We start from the raw sequence: 21,637 nt of genomic DNA on the forward strand, positions 1-21,637 counted from the left end.
GTGGCCGACCGTCTCATCGTCCGTGGCGCGCGCGAGCACAACCTCAAGAATGTCTCGCTCGACCTGCCTCGTGACTCGCTCATCGTCTTCACGGGCCTGTCCGGGTCGGGCAAGTCCTCCCTGGCCTTCGACACGATCTTCGCCGAGGGCCAGCGTCGCTACGTGGAGTCGCTCTCCTCGTACGCCCGCCAGTTCCTCGGGCAGATGGACAAGCCGGACGTGGACTTCATCGAGGGCCTGTCCCCGGCGGTGTCCATCGACCAGAAGTCGACCTCGCGCAACCCGCGCTCGACGGTCGGCACCATCACCGAGGTCTACGACTACCTGCGGCTGCTCTTCGCGCGCATCGGCAAGCCGCACTGCCCCGAGTGCGGCCGCCCGATCTCGCGCCAGTCGCCGCAGGCCATCGTGGACAAGGTCCTGGAGCTGCCGGAGGGCAGCCGCTTCCAGGTGCTCTCCCCGCTGGTGCGCGAGCGCAAGGGCGAGTTCGTCGACCTCTTCGCCGACCTCCAGACCAAGGGCTACTCCCGCGCGCGCGTGGACGGCGAGACCATCCAGCTCTCCGACCCGCCGACCCTGAAGAAGCAGGAGAAGCACACCATCGAGGTGGTCATCGACCGCCTCACGGTGAAGGACACCGCGAAGCGCCGCCTCACCGACTCCGTGGAGACCGCGCTCGGCCTGGCCGGCGGCATGGTCGTGCTCGACTTCGTCGACCTCCCCGAGGACGACCCCGAGCGCGAGCGCATGTACTCGGAGCACCTGTACTGCCCGTACGACGACCTGTCCTTCGAGGAGCTGGAGCCCCGTTCCTTCTCCTTCAACTCGCCCTTCGGCGCCTGCCCCGAGTGCACCGGCATCGGCACCCGCATGGAGGTCGACCCGGAGCTGATCGTCCCGGACGAGGACAAGTCGCTCGACGAGGGCGCCATCCACCCCTGGTCGCACGGCCACACCAAGGACTACTTCGGCCGCCTGATCGGCGCCCTCGCGGACGCGCTGGGCTTCCGCACCGACATCCCCTTCGCCGGGCTGCCGCAGCGCGCCAGGAAGGCCCTGCTCTACGGCCACAAGACCCAGATCGAGGTCCGCTACCGCAACCGGTACGGCCGCGAGCGCGTGTACACCACGCCCTTCGAGGGCGCCGTGCCGTTCGTCAAGCGCCGGCACAGCGAGGCCGAGAGCGACGCCAGCCGCGAGCGCTTCGAGGGCTACATGCGCGAGGTGCCCTGCCCGACCTGCCAGGGCACACGCCTCAAGCCGATCGTCCTCGCGGTCACGATCATGGACAAGTCGATCGCCGAGGTCTCGGCGATGTCGATCAGCGACTGCGCGGACTTCCTGGGCGAGCTCAAGCTCAACGCTCGCGACAAGAAGATCGCCGAGCGCGTGCTCAAGGAGGTCAACGAGCGGCTGAAGTTCCTGGTCGACGTCGGCCTGGACTACCTCTCGCTGAACCGCGCGGCCGGCACCCTCTCCGGCGGCGAGGCCCAGCGCATCCGCCTGGCCACCCAGATCGGCTCCGGTCTCGTCGGCGTCCTGTACGTCCTCGACGAGCCGTCGATCGGCCTGCACCAGCGCGACAACCACCGGCTGATCGAGACCCTCGTCCGGCTGCGCGACATGGGCAACACGCTCATCGTCGTCGAGCACGACGAGGACACCATCAAGGTCGCCGACTGGGTCGTCGACATCGGCCCCGGCGCCGGCGAGCACGGCGGCAAGGTCGTGCACAGCGGCTCCCTCAAGGAACTGCTCGTCAACGAGGAGTCGCAGACCGGTCAGTACCTGTCCGGCCGGAAGTCGATCCCGCTGCCCGGCATCCGCCGCCCGCAGGACCCGTCCCGCCGGCTCACCGTGCACGGCGCCCGGGAGAACAACCTCCAGGACATCGACGTGTCCTTCCCGCTGGGCGTGTTCACGGCCGTCACGGGCGTGTCCGGCTCCGGCAAGTCGACGCTGGTCAACGACATCCTGTACACGCACCTGGCCCGCGAGCTGAACGGCGCGCGGAACGTCCCCGGCCGGCACACGCGCGTGGACGGCGACGACCTCGTCGACAAGGTCGTGCACGTCGACCAGTCGCCCATCGGCCGCACCCCGCGCTCGAACCCGGCGACGTACACCGGCGTCTTCGACCACATCCGCAAGCTGTTCGCCGAGACCACCGAGGCGAAGGTCCGCGGCTACCTGCCGGGCCGCTTCTCCTTCAACGTCAAGGGCGGCCGCTGCGAGAACTGCGCGGGCGACGGCACCATCAAGATCGAGATGAACTTCCTCCCGGACGTCTACGTCCCGTGCGAGGTCTGCCACGGCGCCCGGTACAACCGGGAGACCCTGGAGGTCCACTACAAGGGCAAGTCCATCTCCGAGGTCCTGAACATGCCGATCGAGGAGGCCACGGGCTTCTTCGAGGCCGTCCCGTCGATCGCCCGCCACCTGAACACGCTCAAGGACGTCGGCCTCGGCTACGTCCGTCTCGGCCAGTCCGCCACCACCCTGTCCGGCGGTGAGGCGCAGCGCGTGAAGCTCGCCAGCGAACTGCAGAAGCGCTCCACCGGGCGCACGGTCTACGTCCTCGACGAGCCGACCACCGGTCTCCACTTCGAGGACATCAGCAAGCTGCTGAAGGTCCTCGGGGGCCTCGTCGACAAGGGCAACACGGTCATCGTCATCGAGCACAACCTCGACGTGATCAAGACCGCCGACTGGGTCGTCGACATGGGCCCGGAGGGCGGCGCCGGCGGCGGACTCGTCGTCGCGGAGGGCACGCCCGAGGAGGTGGCCGGCGTCCCGGCGAGCCACACCGGCAAGTTCCTGCGCGAGATCCTCGGCGCCGACCGCATCAGCGACGCCAGCTCGGTCAAGGCCCCGCGCAGGACGGCGGCGAAGAAGGCGGCCCCCGTGAAGAAGACGGTTGCGGCGAAGTCGACCGCGAGGAAGACGACGACCGTCACGGCCGCCGACGGCACGGCCACGGAGAAAGCGGCCGGAGCGACCAAGAAGGCCACGCCCGCGAAGAAGACGACGCGGGCCCGCAAGGCCTGAGGCTCTCGGGCGGCCGGTTCGGACAAATCCAGAAAAGTACGGTGCCCCGTGGGAACTTCCCGCGGGGCACCGCTCGTTCCATCATCAGCCGCCCGATTCCCGCGGCCACGACGGACCTTGACTCCTCAATAGTGAGATCAGAGAGACAGCTCTCCGAGTTCGGAGGCGTACGGCGGCTCCGCACCCGCCCGCGAACACGTGATCGCCGCAGCCCGCGCCGCGAATCGCAGCAGCCTCGTCCAGCCGTCCGCGCCCAGCCCCAGGAGCGCCTCGGTGGTGAGCGCGTCCTGAGCGGCCAGACCGTGCAGCAGAGCCGCGTTCACCGTGTCACCGGCGCCGATCGTGTCCACGACGGCGACCTCCTCACCCGGGACGGCGTACACGGTGCCGTCACGGGTGAAGGCGCTGAGACCGTCACCGCCGTGGGTGATCACCACGGCCGAGGGGCCCGCCGCCAGCCATTCGTGCGGAGTGCCGCCCAGCCACAGCGCGTCCTCCTCCGAGAGCTTGAGGAGAGTCACCGAGGGCAGCCAGCTCTTGAAACGCGCCCGGTAGGCGTCCGGATCCGTGATCAGACCCGCCCGGATGTTCGGGTCGAGTGCGGTGAACAGGCCCTGCCCGGCCGCGTCGCGCATCAGCTCCTCGTAGGCGCTCGCCCCCGGCTCCAGGACGAGCGAGAGCGTGCCGAAGGACACGGCGCGGGTCGTGGCGGGCAGGCCGGCGGGGGCGGTGAACAAGCGGTCGGCGGTGCCCTCGACGTAGAAGGAGTACGAGGCGGAGCCCCTCGGGTCGATCGTCGCGGCCGCGAGGGTGGTCGGTTCCGGTCCGCGCCCCACGAGAGAGACGTCCACACCCGCCCGTCGCAGCCCGTCCAGCAGGGCCTCGCCGAAGGCGTCGTGGGAAGCGCGGGAGCAGAACGCGGTGGGGGAGCCGAGCCGGCCGAGGGCCACGGCCGTGTTGTACGGGCCGCCGCCGAGCGCCGGCTGCAGGGCTGCCAGGGCACCCGTGCCCTGCGGTACCAGATCGATCAGTGCTTCACCGGCGACGACGATCACGAGAGAGATCCTTTCTGAGGGTGCACGGGGTGCATGGCGTGCACGGGGTTCTCGGGGCGACTGGGCCGCTCGGACCGTGCGACCCGGCTGGCTGTCGGCGTCTCCCCGTCCCCCTCCCGGCACCCGCACGACGTCCGGTGCACGAAGGTGCAGGGGAGCCGTACCGTCCGGGCGGGCCGGTCGGGTGCGGCCAGCCGTTCGAGGAGCACCCGGACCGCCTCGGCGCCGAGCTCCCTGCTGGGCTGGGCGATGGCGGTGAGCCGGGGCGAGAAGAGGTCGGCCCAGGCGAAGTCGTCGAAACAGCACAGGGCGATGTCGTCCGGTACGGAGAGGCCCTGCGCGCGCAGGGTGCGCAGGGCACCGATGGTCATCGCGTTGTTGGCGGTGACGAGCGCCGTGGGCGGGTCGGCGAGTGACAGCAGGGCGGCGGTGGCCTGCTCGGCACCCGCGGATTCCGAGTTGCCGGGGATGACCAGGTCCTCGTCGAAGGCAGACCCGGCCGAGGCCAGCCCCTGCCGGTAGCCGATGACCCGCTCGCCGGTGGTGCTCAGCCCGGGCAGCCCCGCGACCAGGCCGATCCGGCGGTGCCCGAGACCCGCGAGGTGGGTGACGAGCCGGGCCATGGGCTCGGTGTTCTCGGCACAGACCTGGTCGAAGGGCGGGGCGGTGTCCGCGCGGCCGTCGATGACCCGGTCGAGGAGGACGGTCGGTACGGCATGACGGCCGAGGTAGCCGAGGAGCGCGCGCGGGTCGGCGGAAGGGGCGACGATCAGGCCGTCGACGCGGCGTTCGTGGAGGAGCTGGACGACCTTGCGTTCGTGCTCGGGGTCGTCGTGCGGGTCGGCGATGAGCAGGCTGTAGCCGTGCTCCAGGGCCGCGGCCTCGACGCCCTGGAGGATCTCCGTGAAGTAGGGGTTGCTGATCGCCGACACCGCGAGCCCGATGGAGCGGGTGCGGCTGGTCACCAGGGAGCGGGCGAGGGTGTTGGGCGTGTAACCCAGCCGTTCGACGGCGTCGAGCACGGCCTGGCGGGTGTGGGGCAGCACCGGGCGGGTCTCGTTCAGCACATGGGAGACGGTCGCCACGGAGACACCGGCGCTCCGGGCGACGTCGGCCATGGTGGGCATGGGGGCTCCCCTCGTCGCTTCCCGCCCTGGGCAAGGGCTCCCTGGTCCCCGCGCGGACTGCCGGTTCCGCTCTGGCTGCCGTGGGGCCTTCGGTCGGGAAGCTACCCCATGCGGCATGGCTGCGTAAACGCTTACGTAAGCGTTTACGTCCTGTCCGGTGAGCCGCCGACCCCCTCGCCCGGTACCCCACCCCACCGCGAAGCGGGACGATCCGCCCAGGTAGTGTCGTCCCGCACCGTCCTGATCCACCAGGCCACCAGGAGTCCCCTGTGACCGCCCGCCCGTCCGCGAGCCGCCGTACCGTCCTGCGCGGAGCGGCCGTCACATCGGTCGCCGGACTGGGCGCGGCCGCCTGCAAGGCGCCCGGTGCTGGGGCCACGGCCGAGGCCACGCCGACCGCGCCGGTCGACCTCGGGGCCGAGAGCGAGGTCGCCAAGGGGGGCGCCCGGCTCTACCGGGAGCACAACGTGGTCGTCAGCCGGTCCGCCGACGGCGGGCTGAAGGCGTACAGCACCATCTGCACGCACGCGGGGTGCCCGATCAACAAGCTCCAGGGCACGACCCTGGTCTGCCCCTGCCACGGCAGCGAGTTCGACGCCGTGACCGGGAAAGTGGTGCGGTCGCCGGCCACCGAGCCGTTGAACGAACTGCCGGTGAAGGCGTCGAACGGTCGGATCGTGGCGGGCCCCGGCGCCTGATCCGGGAGGGGGCGGGCTCAGCGCAGGTTCATTCCCAGTCCCAGCCGATCCCCAGGAGGCCCGGCCGTACCCGGGGCTCGACCAGGTGGACGGAGCGGTGCAGCCCGCTCAGCGGCAGGGTCTGCCGGCCGCTGCGCGGGGCCGCCGCCGAGTGCTGGGCGAACCGGTGGCAGCGGGTCGGCAGCGCGTCGGCGGCGAAGCGCACCTGGAGGGTGTACTGGCCGCCGGGAAAGCCGAAACTGCGGACGTACTCGCGTGAGACACCGGCCGTGCCGTCCTCGACGGCGTAGCGGAAGAGGAAGGTGTCGCCGGAGCGCAGCCGGGTGCCGAAGAGGAGTTCGGCGACGAGGAGGCCGGTCTCCTGGTCCGAACGGACGCGTCCCGCGCGGCAGTTCTCCAGCGCGTGCACGGTCATGTGCTGCGGGGCGCAGCCGGGGTCGCCGTGGTGGACGGCCACGAAGCGGTCGATGCCGTCCCGGTGGGCGCGCACGATGTGCTGGGACTCCCGTGCGGCCAGTTCACGGTGGGCGCCGATCCGCACCCGCTCGTGGTGTCCCAGGGTGTGCAGGCCGCCGTCGAGGGACCAGCCGAGCTCGGCCTGCAGTCCGTCCAGGACGTCACAGGCCTCGATCAGCGAGCGGTACGAGCGGGTGGCGGGGCGGCGCACCGCCGGATCCTGGTCGGTCTCGGCGAGCAGCCGGATCAGGGACTCGTCCGGGAGCTGGAGGATCTCCTCCAGTGCGCGGACGGCCCGCAGCGACTCCGGGCGCTGCGGGCGGCGGGCGCCCTGCTGCCAGTAGCTCAGGCTGGTGACGCCCACTTTTACGCCGTAGCGCGACAGATGGTGTTGCACGCGCTGGAGCGGCAGCCCACGGGCGGCGATCGCGGCGCGCAGGGCCACGTGGAAGGGGCCGCCGCGCAGGGCCGAGTCCAGTTCCGCGGTGGCGACGTCCGCGTGCTGTATGCCGTGCCGCATGCAGGGGGCCTCTCTGTTGGGGGGTGCAACGGCTGGTCAGGCCGTTGACGCGGTTCGGGGCCACCCCGTCGGCGCCGGGGCGGCCGCACCTGGGCACGCCGCGTCCGCAGGCCGTCGCTCACGGCCCCGAGTTCCCCCGCATTGAAGCGTGTTGACCAATCCCCGACAACACCTTCGGCTAGCCGGGAGAGCTCACCTGGCCGAGGCGCGCCCCCGTGACCGGCGGGATCGTGCGGGTGCGGCCGTGCCGCCGTCGGCCAGGAGGCCGGAGATCGTTCGTGGCGGAGGTGCCGATTTCGGGAGGAAGCCGCGCAAGATCCGGCGCGAGGGGCTCAGCGGCTCCGTACCGGCCGCGAACGCGTCCCGCGAGCGTGGGGTCCCGGAGTGACTCGCGATGCCACCGAGGTGTCCGATTCCGCGATCCGCTTTCCCGGCAGGCGGCAGGCGGCGAGCAGCTGCCACCGGCCCACTGGGAATGCGACCCCCTGGGAATACGACCCCTCCGTCCCGTCGGCTCCGTCTCCGGGGTGCCTGCCGTCCCGTCCGTCCCGGGGACGGTTGTCCACAGGCTCGTCGCGGTGTCGGTGCTCGCCAGTAGGGTGTGAGACATGGCCGACCCCTCCAGCTACCGCCCCAAGCCGGGACAGATCCCGGACTCTCCCGGGGTGTACAGGTTCCGTGACGAGCACCGCCGGGTGATCTACGTCGGGAAGGCGAAGAGCCTGCGCCAGCGCCTGGCGAACTACTTCCAGGACCTGGCGGGCATGCACCCCCGCACCCGGACGATGGTCACCACCGCGGCGTCCGTGGAGTGGACCGTGGTGTCCACGGAGGTCGAGGCGCTCCAGCTGGAGTACTCCTGGATCAAGGAGTACGACCCCCGGTTCAACGTGAAGTACCGCGACGACAAGAGCTACCCGTACCTCGCGGTGACGATGAACGAGGAGTTCCCGCGGGTCCAGGTGATGCGCGGTCACAAGAAGAAGGGCGTGCGCTACTTCGGGCCGTACGGCCACGCGTGGGCGATCCGGGACACCGTCGACCTGCTGCTGCGCGTGTTCCCGGTGCGCACCTGCTCGGCCGGGGTGTTCAAGAACGCCGCCCGCACCGGCCGCCCCTGTCTGCTCGGCTACATCGGCAAGTGCTCGGCCCCCTGCGTCGGCCGGGTCGAGCCGGAGGAGCACCGCGAACTGGCCGAGGAGTTCTGCGACTTCATGGCGGGCCGCACCGGCACCTACCTCCGCCGTCTGGAGAAGCAGATGACGGAGGCCGCCGAGGAGATGGAGTACGAGCGGGCCGCCCGGCTGCGCGACGACATCGAGGCCCTGAAGAAGGCCATGGAGAAGAGCGCGGTCGTGCTCGCCGACGCGACCGACGCCGACCTCATCGCCGTCGCGGAGGACGAGCTGGAGGCGGCCGTCCAGATCTTCCACGTGCGCGGCGGACGCGTGCGCGGCCAGCGCGGCTGGGTGACGGACAAGGTGGAGGACGTCACCACGAGTGCTCTCGTCGAGCACGCCCTCCAGCAGCTCTACGGCGAGGAGACCGGGGACGCCGTCCCCAAGGAGGTGCTGGTCCCGGCGCTGCCCGAGCCGGTCGAGCCGGTCCAGGAGTGGCTCACCGGCCGCCGCGGGGCCAATGTCTCGCTGCGTATCCCGCAGCGAGGCGACAAGAAGGCCCTGATGGAGACCGTGCAGCGCAACGCGCAGCAGTCGCTCGCCCTGCACAAGACCAAGCGGGCCTCCGACCTCACCACCCGCTCGCGCGCGCTGGAGGAGATCGCCGACGCCCTGGACCTGGACAGCGCCCCGCTGCGCATCGAGTGCTACGACATCTCGCACCTGCAGGGCGACGACGTGGTGGCCTCCATGGTCGTCTTCGAGGACGGCCTGCAGCGCAAGAGCGAGTACCGCCGCTTCCAGATCAAGGGCTTCGCCGGCCAGGACGACGTGCGCTCGATGCACGAGGTGATCACCCGCCGCTTCCGCCGCTACCTCGCGGAGAAGGAGCGGACCGGCGAGTGGCTGGAGGACGGCGCCGAGGAGACCCTCGCGGACCCGGGCACCCCCACCCCCACCCCCACTCCCACCCCCTCCGAAACCGGAACGGAAACCGGAACCGACCCCGACGCCGGCTCCCTCAACGGTTTCAAGGACGAGGACGGCCGCCCCAAGAAGTTCGCCTACCCGCCCCAGCTCGTGGTCGTCGACGGCGGCCGGCCGCAGGTCGCCGCCGCCAAGCGGGCGCTCGACGAGCTCGGTATCGACGACATCGCCGTCTGCGGCCTCGCCAAGCGCCTCGAAGAGGTCTGGCTGCCCGAGGACGACGATCCCGTGGTCCTGCCCCGCACCAGCGAGGGCCTCTACCTCCTCCAGCGGGTCCGTGACGAGGCGCACCGCTTCGCCATCACCTACCAGCGCACCAGGCGGGCCAAGCGCTTCCGCGCCGGCCCCCTGGACGACGTACCGGGCCTCGGTGAAACCCGTAAACAGGCGTTGATCAAGCATTTCGGCTCGGTGAAGAAGCTGCGGTCCGCCACAATCGAGCAGATCCAGGAAGTGCCCGGGATAGGCCGCAAGACGGCCGAGATCATCGCCGTGGCCCTCGCCCAGGCGGCCCCGGCCGCACCCGCCGTGAACACGGCGACCGGAGAGATCATGGATGACAGGGAAGACGAGGCGCCCGAGACGACGGCGGACGCCTCGGGGGAGCCCGTACCCGCGGGCGCCCCGGACGATCGACGGGGCCAGGAGAGATGACCGAGCGCGACGCACAACCCACAGCACAGCGAGATCCGGCGTTCAGCGAAACGCAGGGCGAGCCTCAGGGAACGCACAACGAGGCCCGCCAGGATCAGCCGCAGGAAGCGGAAGCGACAGCGGCAGCGGTTCAGGAAAACGGAGCAGAAGTGAGTACGGACGTCACCCCCGCCGGGGTGCCCGAGGCGGCCATCCCCGAGCTGGTGATCATCTCCGGCATGTCGGGAGCCGGCCGTTCGACGGCGGCGAAGTGTCTGGAGGACCTCGGCTGGTTCGTGGTGGACAACCTCCCGCCGGCCCTCATCCCCACCATGGTCGAGCTGGGCGCCCGCTCCCAGGGCAACGTGGCGCGGATCGCGGTCGTGGTCGACGTGCGCGGCAGGCGCTTCTTCGACAACCTGCGCGAGTCCCTCGCCGACCTCGACAGCCGGGCCGTCACGCGCCGGATCGTCTTCCTGGAGTCCTCCGACGACGCCCTGGTCCGCCGCTTCGAGTCGGTGCGCCGCCCGCACCCGCTGCAGGGCGACGGCCGGATCGTCGACGGCATCGCGGCGGAGCGGGAGCTGCTGCGCGAGCTGCGCGGCGACGCCGACCTGGTGATCGACACCTCCAGCCTCAACGTGCACGAGCTGCGCGCCAAGATGGACGCCCAGTTCGCCGGCGACGAGGAGCCCGAGCTGCGGGCGACGGTGATGTCGTTCGGCTTCAAGTACGGCCTGCCGGTCGACGCCGACCTGGTCGCCGACATGAGGTTCCTGCCCAACCCGCACTGGGTGCCGGAGCTGCGCCCGTACACCGGCCTCAACGAGGAGGTGTCGGCGTACGTCTTCAACCAGCCGGGCGCCAAGGAGTTCCTCGACCGGTACGCCGAGCTGCTGCGGCTGATCGCGACCGGGTACCGGCGTGAGGGCAAGCGCTATGTGACGATCGCCATCGGCTGCACGGGCGGCAAGCACCGCTCGGTCGCCGTGTCCGAGAAGCTCGCCGCCCGCCTGGCCGCCGAGGGAGTGGAGACCGTAGTCGTGCACCGGGACATGGGGCGCGAGTGACCGAGCGCACTCCACGGCTGAGCAGGCTGCGCCGGATGGTGCCCGAGTCCCGCACGGGCCGTCCCGTCGAGGCCCGCGGCGCCCGGCCGCGGCGCCGCGGTGCCCAGCCCAAGGTGGTCGCCCTGGGCGGCGGCATGGGACTGTCCGCCTCGCTCGCGGCCCTGCGCCGGATCACCGGCGACCTCACCGCCGTCGTCACCGTGGCCGACGACGGCGGGTCCAGCGGGCGTCTCCGTGACGAGCTGGGCGTCCTTCCCCCGGGTGATCTGCGCAAGGCCCTCGCCGCCCTGTGCGGTGACGACGACTGGGGCCAGACCTGGGCCCGGGTCATCCAGCACCGCTTCCAGTCCAAGGGCGACCTGCACGAGCACGCGGTCGGCAATCTGCTGATCGTCGCCCTGTGGGAGCAGCTCGGCGACCACGTACAGGCCCTGGACCTGGTCGGCAGGCTGCTCGGCGCGCACGGCCGCGTGCTGCCGATGTCCGCCGTGCCGCTGGAGCTGCAGGCCCTGGTCAAGGGGCACGACCCGGAGCGGCCCGAGGAGGTGGACATCGTCCGGGGCCAGGCCACCGTGGCGCTCACGCCCGGTGAGGTGCAGTCCGTGCACCTGGTGCCGCACGACCCGCCGGCCGTGCCGGAGGCGGTCGAGGCCGTGCTGGACGCGGACTGGGTGGTGCTAGGCCCGGGGTCCTGGTTCTCGTCGGTGATCCCGCACCTGCTCGTCCCCGATCTGCTCGACGCGCTCACCGAGACCAAGGCCCGTAAGGTCCTGTCCCTGAACCTGGCACCGCAGCCGGGAGAAACCGAGGGCTTCTCCCCGCAGCGTCATTTGGAGGTTTTGGGGCGACACGCCCCTAAACTCGCCCTGGACGTGGTGCTGGCCGACGAGGCCGCCGTGCCCGACCGTGACTCGCTCACCGAGGCCGCCAAGCGGCTGGGAGCCGCGGTCGAGCTGAGCCCCGTGGCCCGGACCGACGGTTCACCCCGGCACGACCCGGAGCTGTTGGCCGCCGCGTACGACCGTATTTTTCGGATGCATGGAAGGATCGGCCCATGGCGATGACGGCAGCGGTGAAGGACGAGATCTCCCGGCTACCCGTCACCCGGACCTGCTGCCGGAAGGCTGAGGTCTCCGCCATTCTGCGGTTCGCGGGCGGCCTCCACCTGGTGAGCGGGCGCATCGTGATCGAGGCGGAGCTGGACACCGCGATGGCGGCCCGGCGCCTCAAGCGGGACATCCTGGAGATCTTCGGCCACAGCTCCGAGCTGATCGTGATGGCACCCGGCGGGCTGCGCCGCGGTTCCCGGTACGTCGTGCGGGTGGTGGCGGGCGGCGACCAGCTGGCCCGCCAGACCGGCCTGGTGGACGGCCGGGGCCGGCCCATCCGGGGCCTGCCCCCGCAGGTCGTCTCCGGGGCCACCTGTGACGCCGAGGCGGCCTGGCGCGGCGCCTTCCTGGCGCACGGCTCGCTGACCGAGCCCGGCCGCTCCTCCTCCCTGGAGGTGACCTGCCCGGGCCCGGAGGCCGCGCTCGCGCTGGTCGGCGCCGCCCGCAGGCTGTCCATCGCCGCGAAGGCCCGTGAGGTGCGCGGGGTGGACCGGGTGGTCGTCCGTGACGGTGACGCGATCGGCGCGCTGCTGACCCGCCTCGGCGCGCACGAGTCGGTGCTGGCCTGGGAGGAGCGCCGGATGCGCCGCGAGGTCCGCGCCACCGCGAACCGCCTCGCCAACTTCGACGACGCCAACCTGCGCCGCTCCGCCCGCGCGGCCGTGGCCGCCGGGGCCAGGGTCCAGCGCGCCCTGGAGATCCTCGCCGACGAGGTGCCCGAGCACCTCGCGGCGGCCGGCCGGCTGCGCATGGAGCACAAGCAGGCCTCCCTGGAGGAGCTGGGCGCGCTCGCCGACCCGCCGCTCACCAAGGACGCCGTCGCCGGCCGGATCCGCCGTCTGCTCGCGATGGCCGACAAGCGTGCGTCCGATCTGGGCATCCCGGGCACCGAGGCCAACCTCTCCGAGGAGCTGGCCGACAACCTCGCAGGCTGAGCCACCGTCAACTCACTGGTGCCGGCGGCCGCGACGGTCGTCGGCACCGCCATTTGCGTGTTTTTTAAGCCACCGTCAGCTGTCCGTGAGTCGCCCTTGACTGGATCATGAAGTGTCATGAGCCTGGCATGAGTTCGCCGCTGTGGCGGACCACTGCTAGGGGGGTACATGAGACACAGGGCGAGATCGATCCTCGCTGTCGGCGCGCTCCTGATCGGCGGAGCCGCACTCGCACCCATGGCGCAGGCGCAGACCGGCAGTTCGGGGAAGCCGGACCCCGACGAGGTCAAGGTCTTCCACGCCGCCGTCACCAAGAAGCAGATTCCCCTCCTGCTCGAAGCCGGGCAGGACGGCCACGAGCTCGGCGACCAGGTCACCGGATCCGGGAAGACCGAAGTCGAGCTGTACCTCACCGACCAGCAGGCGAAGAAGCTGGAGAAGCAGGGTGTCGGCCTCACCGAGCACACGGTGTCGGCGAAGGCCGAGGCGCGGGTCGAGGGCGCCTCGCAGGGCGTGTTCCGCCCGTACAGCGGCAGCGGCGGGCTCGAATCGGAGATCCTCGCGACGGCGCAGGCCAACCCCGGTCTCACCAAGGTCGAGTCCATCGGCAAGACGGTCGACGGGCAGGACATCCTCGCGCTCAAACTGACCAAGGGCGCGAAGAAGTCGAAGGACGGCTCCAAGCCCTCCGTGCTGTACCTGTCCAACCAGCACGCACGCGAGTGGATCACGCCGGAGATGACCCGCCGGCTGATGCACTACTACCTGGACAACTACGGCACCGACAAGCGCGTCAAGAAGATCGTCGACTCGACCGAACTGTGGTTCGTGCTGTCCGCCAACCCGGACGGCTACGACTACACCTTCCAGAACTCCGACACCCGCCTGTGGCGCAAGAACCTGCGGGACGTCAACGGCGACGGTGTCATCAGTACGGGTGACGGCGTCGACCTCAACCGCAACTTCGGCTACAAGTGGGGCTACGACGACGAGGGCTCGTCCCCCAACCCCACCAGCGAGACCTACCGCGGCGCGAGCCCCGAGTCCGAGCCCGAGACCAAGGCGCTGGACTCCTTCGAGAAGCGGATCGGGTTCACGTACGGCATCAACTACCACTCCGCCGCCGAACTCCTCCTCTACGGCGTCGGCTGGCAGGTGGCCACCCCGACCCCGGACGACGTCCTCTACAAGGCGCTCGCCGGCACCCCCGACAACCCGGCGATCCCCGGCTACCACTCGCAGGTCTCCTCGGAGCTGTACACGACCAACGGCGAGGCGGACGGCCACGCGTCGAACGTCAACGGCATGGCGATGTTCACCCCCGAGATGTCGACCTGCCAGACGGCCTCGGACATCGACCCGAACGACGCCTGGAACGCCGCCGACTGCCAGTCGGTCTTCAACTTCCCGGACGACGAGAAGCTGATCCAGGACGAGTTCGTGAAGAACATCCCCTTCGCGCTCTCCGTCGCCGAGACCGCCGCCCACCCCGACCAGCCGAGCTCCTCGGTCGGCCTGAGCGCCGCCGACTTCACCCCGGCGACGTTCTCCACGTCGTACTCGCGCGGCGCCGACCAGGAGGTCTCCGTCGTCGTCCGCAAGTCGGTCCGCGACAAGGAGCTCAAGTACCGCGTCAACGGCGGCCGCACGCGGGACAGGGCGCTCAAGGCCTGGAAGGGCGGCGAGACCTACGGCGGCGACGACAACCTCTACTTCGACGAGTACCGGGCCAAGGTGAGGGACGGCGACCCGGGCGACAAGGTCGAGGTGTGGTTCACCGGTGAGACGAAGAGCGGCAAGAAGGTCTCCAGCCCGCACTTCACGTACACCGTCGTCGAGCGGGCCAAGGCGGACACCCTGGTGGTCGCCGAGGAGGGCGCCAAGGCCACCCAGGCGCAGACCTACGTCGACGCGCTGAAGGCGGCCGGGCACAAGGCGGTCGTCTGGGACGTCGCCACCCAGGGCGCGCCCGACGCGCTCGGCGTGCTCAAGCACTTCAAGACCGTCGTCCACTACTCGGGGACGAGCGGCCCCGGCAACGACACCCAGCTCCAGCTGCGCGGCTACCTCAACGAGGGCGGCAAGCTGGTCGAGGCGGGCGAGCTCGCCGGCGGCAGCGTGAACCTCGGCGACGGCACCCCGTCGAACGACTTCAGCCAGTACTACCTGGGCGCCTACTCCCGCACGTCGACGCCCGGGGCCACCGGCTTCACCGGCTCCGGCACCCTGGACGGCTTCAGCGGCGCCCTGAGCGGCACGTCCGCCAACCCGCTCGACAAGGCCGGGACGTACGCCGTCACTTCCGACGAGCTCTCGCCGGACACCTACCCCCAGTTCGCCAGCGCGGGCGCGGGCCAGTTCGCCGGGACCGTCAACCCGTACGGGCCGTACTCGGGGTCGTACATGGCCGCGGCCGTCCACACCGACGACGCCTACAAGCGCCTCACCCGCACCGTCGACCTCACCGGTGCCACCGCGTCCCAGCAGCCGACCCTCAGCGCCAAGCTGCTGTGGGACACCGAACCCGGCTACGACCACGCGGTCGTCGAGGCGCACGTCGTCGGCAGCGACGACTGGACGACCCTGCCCGAGAAGGGCGGCGCCACCAGCAGCACCGTACCGAGCGAGTGCGGGGCCGGCTTCCTGATCGCCGAGCACCCGTGGCTCAAGCACTACCTGACCATCGCGGACAACCAGTGCACGGCGAGCGGCACCAGCGGCACCTGGAACAGCTTCACCGGCAGCTCGGCGGGCTGGCAGTCCGTGAACTTCGACCTGAGCGCGTACGCCGGGAAGTCCGTCGAGATCTCCATCGGCTACATCACCGACCCGAGCACCGGCGGGCACGGCGTCCTCGTCGACGACGCCTCGCTCGTGGTCGGCGGCACGGCCACCGAGACCGAGGGCTTCGAGACCTCCCTCGGCGCCTGGAGCGTCACCGGACCGCCCGCGGGCAGCCCGGCCGTGCTCAAGGACTGGGAGCGGACCGGGGCGCTGTTCAAGACCTACGGAGCCGTCACCACCGACCGCACCGTGCTGCTCGGTTTCGGCCTGGAACAGGTCAGTTCCGCGGCCGATCGTGCCGCTCTGGTGAAGAAGGCGTTGACAGCACTCGACAACTGATGCCGACGGCACTCGACATGTGAGCCGACCCGCTCACGAACGAGTGAAAGCACGGTAAAAACGGGTCGGCATTTCACGGCAAAACGGTGTGATGCCACCCTCGATCCGAGGTGGTCCGTACCCCTACTGGCGGGTACGGGCCGCCTCGCCGTGTATGGGGCATCTGGATGTCACCGCGGGAGCCTCAGGGAGGTAGGGTCATGGGTGGTCGGGGACATCCCAAATACAGCTCGCCGGCACCGCATGGCCGGCGTACCAACGAGGAGATCGGTTCGTGACGATCCGCGTAGGCATCAACGGCTTCGGTCGTATCGGTCGCAACTACTTCCGCGCGCTGCTGGAGCAGGGCGCTGACATCGAGATCGTGGCTGTCAACGACCTGGGTGACACCGCGACCACCGCACACCTGCTGAAGTACGACACGATCCTGGGCCGCCTCAAGGCCGAGGTGACGCACACCGCCGACACGATCACCGTCGACGGCCACACCATCAAGGTGCTGTCCGAGCGCAACCCCGCCGACATCCCGTGGGGCGAGCTGGGCGTCGACATCGTCATCGAGTCGACCGGCATCTTCACCAAGAAGGCCGACGCCGCCAAGCACATCGCCGGCGGCGCCAAGAAGGTCCTCATCTCGGCTCCGGCCAAGGACGAGGACATCACCATCGTGATGGGCGTCAACCAGGACAAGTACGACGCGGCCAACCACCACGTCATCTCCAACGCCTCCTGCACCACCAACTGCGTGGCGCCGATGGCCAAGGTGCTCGACGAGAACTTCGGCATCGTCAAGGGCCTGATGACGACGGTCCACGCGTACACCAACGACCAGCGCATCCTGGACTTCCCGCACTCGGACCTGCGCCGCGCCCGGGCCGCCGCCGAGAACATCATCCCGACCACCACCGGTGCCGCCAAGGCCACCGCGCTGGTCCTCCCGCAGCTCAAGGGCAAGCTGGACGGCATCGCCATGCGCGTCCCGGTCCCGACCGGCTCCGCCACCGACCTGGTCGTGACGCTCCAGCGCGAGGTCACCAAGGACGAGGTCAACGCCGCGTTCAAGAAGGCCGCCGACGACGGCGACCTGAAGGGCTACCTGGCGTACACCGAGGACCCGATCGTCTCCTCGGACATCGTCGGCGACCCGGCCTCCTGCACCTTCGACTCCTCCCTGACCATGGTCCAGGAGGGCAACACGGTGAAGATCCTCGGCTGGTACGACAACGAGTGGGGCTACTCGAACCGCCTCGTCGACCTCACGGTCTTCGTCGGCAACCAGCTCTGATCGGCAGAACAGGCACCACGATGCGGTAGCAGGGCTCGGGCAGCGCACGGTCGCGCCGCCCGGGCCCTGACGCGCGTAAGGATCGACCCGACGACATACGGTTCGATCAGTCCTCGTACGATCAAGAGCCCTCCTGTAGGAGTCCCCAACCATGAAGACGATCGACGAACTCCTCGCCGAAGGGGTCGACGGCAAGCGGGTCTTCGTCCGCGCCGACCTCAACGTGCCGATGGCCGACGGTCTCATCACCGACGACGGCCGCATCCGCGCCGTCCTGCCCACCGTCAAGGCCCTGGCCGACGCGGGCGCCAAGGTGGTCGTCGCCTCGCACCTGGGCCGCCCCAAGGGCGCCCCGGACCTGAAGTTCTCCCTGCTCCAGGCCGCCGAGCGGCTCGGTGAACTGCTCGGCGCCCCGGTCGCGTTCGCCCAGGACACCGTCGGCCCCGCCGCCCACGACGCGGTGAACGGCCTGGAGCCCGGCCAGGTCGCGGTCATCGAGAACCTGCGCTTCAACGCCGGTGAGACGTCCAAGGACGACACCGAGCGCGGCGAGTTCGCCGACCAGCTGGCCGCCCTCGCGGACGTCTACGTCGGCGACGGCTTCGGCGCCGTGCACCGGGGGCACGCCTCGGTCTACGACCTCCCGGCCCGGCTGCCGCACTACGCCGGCTACCTGATCGCCACCGAGGTCGGCGTCCTCAGGAAGCTCACCGAGGACGTCCAGCGTCCCTACGTGGTGGTGCTCGGCGGCGCCAAGGTCTCCGACAAGCTCGCCGTCATCGACGAACTGCTCGGCAAGGCCGACCGCATCCTCGTCGGCGGCGGCATGGTCTACACCTTCCTCAAGGCCAAGGGCTACGAGGTCGGCAGCTCCCTCCTCCAGGAGGACCAGCTCGACACCGTCACCGAGTACCTGGAGCGCGCCGAGAAGACGGGTGTCGAGATCGTCCTGCCGGTCGACACCCTGGTCTCCGCCGCGTTCCCGGACCTGTCGTCCAAGGCTCCGTCCCACCCCGCCACGGTCGCCGCGGACGCCATGCCGGCCGGGCAGATGGGCCTGGACATCGGTCCGGAGACCAGCAAGCTGTACGCCTCGAAGCTCGCCGACGCCGCCACCGTCTTCTGGAACGGCCCCATGGGCGTCTTCGAGCACCCCGACTACGCCGCGGGCACCCGGGCGGTCGCCCAGGCCCTCGTCGAGTCCAAGGGCTTCACCGTCGTCGGCGGCGGGGACTCCGCAGCCGCCGTGCGCATCCTCGGCTTCGACGAGGACGCGTTCGGACACATCTCGACCGGTGGCGGCGCCTCCCTCGAATACCTCGAGGGCAAGACGCTCCCCGGCCTCGCCGCACTGGAGGACTGACCCCGTATGACCACTCGCACGCCGATCATGGCGGGCAACTGGAAGATGAACCTCAACCACCTCGAGGCCATCGCGCACGTCCAGAAGCTCGCCTTCGCCCTGGCCGACAAGGACTACGAGGCCGTCGAGGTCGCCGTCCTGCCGCCCTTCACCGACCTGCGTTCCGTGCAGACCCTGGTCGACGGCGACAAGCTCAAGATCAGGTACGGCGCCCAGGACATCTCCGCGCACGACTCCGGCGCCTACACCGGCGAGATCTCCGGACCCATGCTGGCCAAGCTGAAGTGCACGTACGTGGTCATCGGCCACTCCGAGCGCCGCCAGTACCACGCCGAGACCGACGAGATCGTGAACGCCAAGGTCAAGGCCGCCTACAAGCACGGTCTGACCCCGATCCTGTGCGTCGGCGAGGAGCTGGACGTCCGCGAGGCGGGCAACCACGTCTCCCACACCCTCGCCCAGGTCGAGGGCGGTCTCAAGGACCTCCCGGCCGAGCAGGCCGAGTCCGTCGTGATCGCCTACGAGCCCGTGTGGGCCATCGGCACCGGCAAGGTCTGCGGTGCCGGGGACGCCCAGGAGGTCTGCGCGGCGATCCGCGCCAAGCTCGCCGAGCTGTACAGCCAGGAGCTGGCCGACCAGGTCCGCATCCAGTACGGCGGCTCCGTCAAGGCCGGCAACGTGGCCGAGATCATGGCGCAGGCCGACATCGACGGCGCCCTGGTCGGCGGTGCCTCGCTGGACGCGGACGAATTCGTCAAGATCGTGCGCTTCCGCGATCAGTGATCGGGGCGAGCGAGTAGGCCCCGGGGACGATCCGTCGTACCCTTGCGGGGACAAGACGGCCTGCCGCCTTGTCCCCGTCGTTCATCCGAATCCGAGAGAGTTGGTCCAGCCGTGGTTTTGGGGTTCTCGATCGCCCTGATCGTCTTCAGCCTGCTGCTGATGCTGCTGGTGCTGATGCACAAGGGCAAGGGCGGCGGCCTCTCCGACATGTTCGGTGGCGGCATGCAGTCCTCCGTCGGCGGCTCCTCGGTCGCCGAGCGGAACCTGGACCGGATCACCCTGGTCATCGGTCTGCTGTGGTTCGCGTGCATCGTGGTCCTCGGCCTGCTGATGAAGACGAACAGCTGATCCGTGACTCGCACACACGCACAATCTGTACGTAAGGCCCCATGTTCGGTACGCGCACCTGAGCGCGGCCTATCATGGGGCTTGCGTCTAGGTGCGGGGGCGGTAACTCCCACCACTGGACGCGCGTTGGGCCTTACGTAGACTGAGGCGCTCGCAACGAAGCGACACGCCGACTCGCTTCGCGGCACCATCACGCAGGGAGTTACGACCGTGGCAAGTGGCAACGCGATCCGAGGTAGCCGGGTCGGGGCGGGGCCGATGGGCGAGGCCGAGCGCGGCGAGTCCGCGCCGCGTCTGCGCATCTCCTTCTGGTGCTCCAACGGGCACGAGACGCAGCCGAGCTTCGCCAGCGACGCGCAGGTGCCCGAGACCTGGGACTGCCCGCGCTGTGGCTTCCCGGCCGGTCAGGACCGGGACAACCCGCCGGACCCGCCGCGCACCGAGCCGTACAAGACGCACCTCGCGTACGTACGGGAGCGGCGCAGCGACGCGGACGGCGAGGCGATCCTCGCCGAGGCGCTCGCCAAACTGCGGGGCGAGATCTAGGAGTTGAGGCCGGCCGGGTGCCCATGGGGCGCCTGGCCGGAGCTGTCTCCGCGGCCGGGACCGGGTGCGCGTCCGGCCCGCTGTCAGTGGTGCCCTCTACGGTTTGTGCATCAGCGAATCGTGAGGGGGCGGCGGTGACGGTGGGCGAGGGGGCACCCGCGTGGCGCGGGGGATTCGGGCGGCTGTGGACGGCCGCCGTCGTCTCCCGGTTCGGGGACGCGTTACGGGCGTCCGCGCTGCCCCTGCTGGCCGCGCGTCTGACCGACGACCCGCTCGCCATCGCCTCGGTGACCGCCTGCGGCTACGTGCCCTGGCTGCTGTTCGGGCTGCTCGGCGGTGCCGTCGCGGACCGGGTGGACCAGCGGCGCGCGATGTGGGCGGTGGACACCGTACGAGGGCTGCTCGTCGCCGCCTTCGCACTCGCCGTGGCGCTCGGTCACGCCTCGATCCCGCTGCTGCTCCTGCTCGCCTTCGCGCTCACCACCCTGCAGACGCTCTTCGACAACGCCTCCACGGCCCTGCTGCCCTCCCTGGTGGACCGGCACGCCCTGGGCGGGGCCAACGCCCGGCTGATGACCGGCCAGCAGATCGCCGGCGGCCTGCTCGGCGCCCCGCTCGTGCCGCTGCTGCTGGCGGCCGGCGCGTTCATGCCCTTCGCGGCCGACGCGGGCACCTACCTGGCGGCCGCCGCCCTGGTCGCCTCCCTCCGGACCCGGCCGCCGGAGCGGGCGCCACGCCCGGCCGGCAGCACCCTGCGCACGGAGATCGCCGAGGGCCTGCGCGCCCTGTGGCAGGACCGCGCCCTGCGGGCGGTCTGCGTGGCCACCCTGCTCTGCAACATCGGCATGGGCGCCCTGATCGCCACCCTCGTCCTGCACGTGACACGCTGGCTGCACGCCGGTACCGCGGGTTACGCGGCCGCCATGACCGCGTACTCGGCCGGCAGCATCACCGGCGGCTTCCTCGCCCAGCGCATCGCCCGCCGCACCGGCCGGGTGCGCGCCCTGCTGCTCGCCGGCACGGTGCAGACGTCGGCCCTGCTGCTCATGGGCACCGTCCGGCACCTCGGCGCCCTCGTCGCGGGCATGCTCCTGCTCGGCGCGATGAACATGGTGTGGAACGTCAACCAGGTCACGCTGATGCAGCAACGCGCGCCCGAGTCGATGACCGGCCGGATCGCCGCCGCCTTCCGCACCTCCTCCACGTCCGGCGCGCCGCTCGGCGCCCTCCTCGGCGGAGCCGTCGCGGGAGCCTACGGCCTGAACGGCCCCGCGCTGCTGGCCGCCGTCCTCTTCGGCCTGGCCGTCACCTCGTTGATACCGGTGCGCCGGCCGGACGTACCTGTTGTTGCGCCGCGGGACAGCGCGACAGCAGGCCGCGTCCCACGCTGATCAACTAGGTTGGAACCGGCAGCGGGGCAGGGACGCAGCAGG

Annotated in this window: 16 protein-coding genes; 13 read left to right on the plus strand and 3 right to left on the minus strand. The window is 70.7% G+C overall.

Going from position 1 to position 21,637, the window contains the following annotated elements; genetic code table 11:
* Entirely contained in the window at window positions 1-3,048 is a 3,048-nt protein-coding gene (uvrA, locus tag ABZ887_RS07375; RefSeq protein WP_361284007.1) for an excinuclease ABC subunit UvrA, read from the plus strand.
* 137 nt (window positions 3,049-3,185) lie between these two features.
* Here uvrA and ABZ887_RS07380 read toward each other — a convergent pair whose 3' ends face one another.
* A complete protein-coding gene (locus ABZ887_RS07380; RefSeq protein ID WP_361284010.1) occupies window positions 3,186-4,103 on the minus strand; it encodes a carbohydrate kinase in 918 nt (305 codons plus the stop codon).
* The gene (locus ABZ887_RS07385; protein WP_361284013.1) at window positions 4,100-5,230 is read right to left on the minus strand and encodes a LacI family DNA-binding transcriptional regulator; all 1,131 of its coding nucleotides are present in this window, start codon (window positions 5,228-5,230) and stop codon (window positions 4,100-4,102) included. The genes ABZ887_RS07380 and ABZ887_RS07385 overlap by 4 nt, the downstream gene beginning before the upstream one ends.
* Window positions 5,231-5,499: 269 nt before the next feature.
* Here ABZ887_RS07385 and ABZ887_RS07390 point away from each other — a divergent pair, with 269 nt between their 5' ends.
* Window positions 5,500-5,928 (plus strand): Rieske 2Fe-2S domain-containing protein, encoded by a 429-nt coding sequence (locus ABZ887_RS07390; protein WP_361284016.1) that lies wholly within the window; start codon window positions 5,500-5,502, stop codon window positions 5,926-5,928.
* A 28-nt stretch (window positions 5,929-5,956) separates the two neighbouring features.
* Here the strand turns inward: ABZ887_RS07390 and ABZ887_RS07395 are convergent, their stop codons facing one another.
* On the minus strand, window positions 5,957-6,904 hold the full coding sequence (locus ABZ887_RS07395) for a hypothetical protein (protein WP_361284019.1): 948 nt from the start codon (window positions 6,902-6,904) through the stop codon (window positions 5,957-5,959).
* Window positions 6,905-7,512: 608 nt separating this feature from the next.
* Here ABZ887_RS07395 and uvrC point away from each other — a divergent pair.
* The 11 genes from uvrC (at window position 7,513) to ABZ887_RS07450 (ending at window position 21,595) form a co-directional block, all read left to right on the plus strand.
* Window positions 7,513-9,663, plus strand: coding sequence for an excinuclease ABC subunit UvrC (gene uvrC / locus ABZ887_RS07400; protein WP_361284022.1), 2,151 nt, complete (start codon window positions 7,513-7,515; stop codon window positions 9,661-9,663).
* Window positions 9,660-10,712, plus strand: a complete 1,053-nt coding sequence (gene rapZ, locus ABZ887_RS07405) for an RNase adapter RapZ (RefSeq protein WP_361284025.1) — start codon at window positions 9,660-9,662, stop codon at window positions 10,710-10,712. The genes uvrC and rapZ overlap by 4 nt, the downstream gene beginning before the upstream one ends.
* A complete protein-coding gene (gene yvcK, locus ABZ887_RS07410; protein ID WP_361284028.1) occupies window positions 10,709-11,776 on the plus strand; it encodes a uridine diphosphate-N-acetylglucosamine-binding protein YvcK in 1,068 nt (355 codons plus the stop codon). Before rapZ ends, yvcK begins: the two co-directional genes overlap by 4 nt.
* The gene (gene whiA / locus ABZ887_RS07415) at window positions 11,767-12,756 is read left to right on the plus strand and encodes a DNA-binding protein WhiA (protein ID WP_089100932.1); all 990 of its coding nucleotides are present in this window, start codon (window positions 11,767-11,769) and stop codon (window positions 12,754-12,756) included. The genes yvcK and whiA overlap by 10 nt, the downstream gene beginning before the upstream one ends.
* A 168-nt stretch (window positions 12,757-12,924) precedes the next feature.
* Window positions 12,925-15,879, plus strand: coding sequence for a M14 family zinc carboxypeptidase (locus tag ABZ887_RS07420; RefSeq protein ID WP_361284031.1), 2,955 nt, complete (start codon window positions 12,925-12,927; stop codon window positions 15,877-15,879).
* A gap of 274 nt (window positions 15,880-16,153) precedes the next feature.
* Window positions 16,154-17,164, plus strand: a complete 1,011-nt coding sequence (gap, locus tag ABZ887_RS07425) for a type I glyceraldehyde-3-phosphate dehydrogenase (RefSeq protein ID WP_189260903.1) — start codon at window positions 16,154-16,156, stop codon at window positions 17,162-17,164.
* 151 nt (window positions 17,165-17,315) lie between these two features.
* Entirely contained in the window at window positions 17,316-18,527 is a 1,212-nt protein-coding gene (locus ABZ887_RS07430) for a phosphoglycerate kinase (protein WP_361284035.1), read from the plus strand.
* A gap of 6 nt (window positions 18,528-18,533) precedes the next feature.
* Window positions 18,534-19,310: a triose-phosphate isomerase gene (gene tpiA / locus ABZ887_RS07435; protein ID WP_361284038.1), complete on the plus strand. Its 777-nt coding sequence runs from the start codon at window positions 18,534-18,536 to the stop codon at window positions 19,308-19,310.
* A 111-nt stretch (window positions 19,311-19,421) separates the two neighbouring features.
* Window positions 19,422-19,658, plus strand: a complete 237-nt coding sequence (gene secG / locus ABZ887_RS07440) for a preprotein translocase subunit SecG (RefSeq protein ID WP_361284041.1) — start codon at window positions 19,422-19,424, stop codon at window positions 19,656-19,658.
* A 210-nt stretch (window positions 19,659-19,868) separates the two neighbouring features.
* Window positions 19,869-20,204: an RNA polymerase-binding protein RbpA gene (locus tag ABZ887_RS07445; RefSeq protein ID WP_003976875.1), complete on the plus strand. Its 336-nt coding sequence runs from the start codon at window positions 19,869-19,871 to the stop codon at window positions 20,202-20,204.
* 140 nt (window positions 20,205-20,344) lie between these two features.
* Window positions 20,345-21,595, plus strand: coding sequence for an MFS transporter (locus ABZ887_RS07450; RefSeq protein WP_361284630.1), 1,251 nt, complete (start codon window positions 20,345-20,347; stop codon window positions 21,593-21,595).
* Window positions 21,596-21,637 lie beyond the last annotated feature (42 nt).

It is taken from the genome of Streptomyces sp. NPDC047061, from assembly GCF_040643955.1.
Lineage (GTDB): Bacteria > Actinomycetota > Actinomycetes > Streptomycetales > Streptomycetaceae > Streptomyces.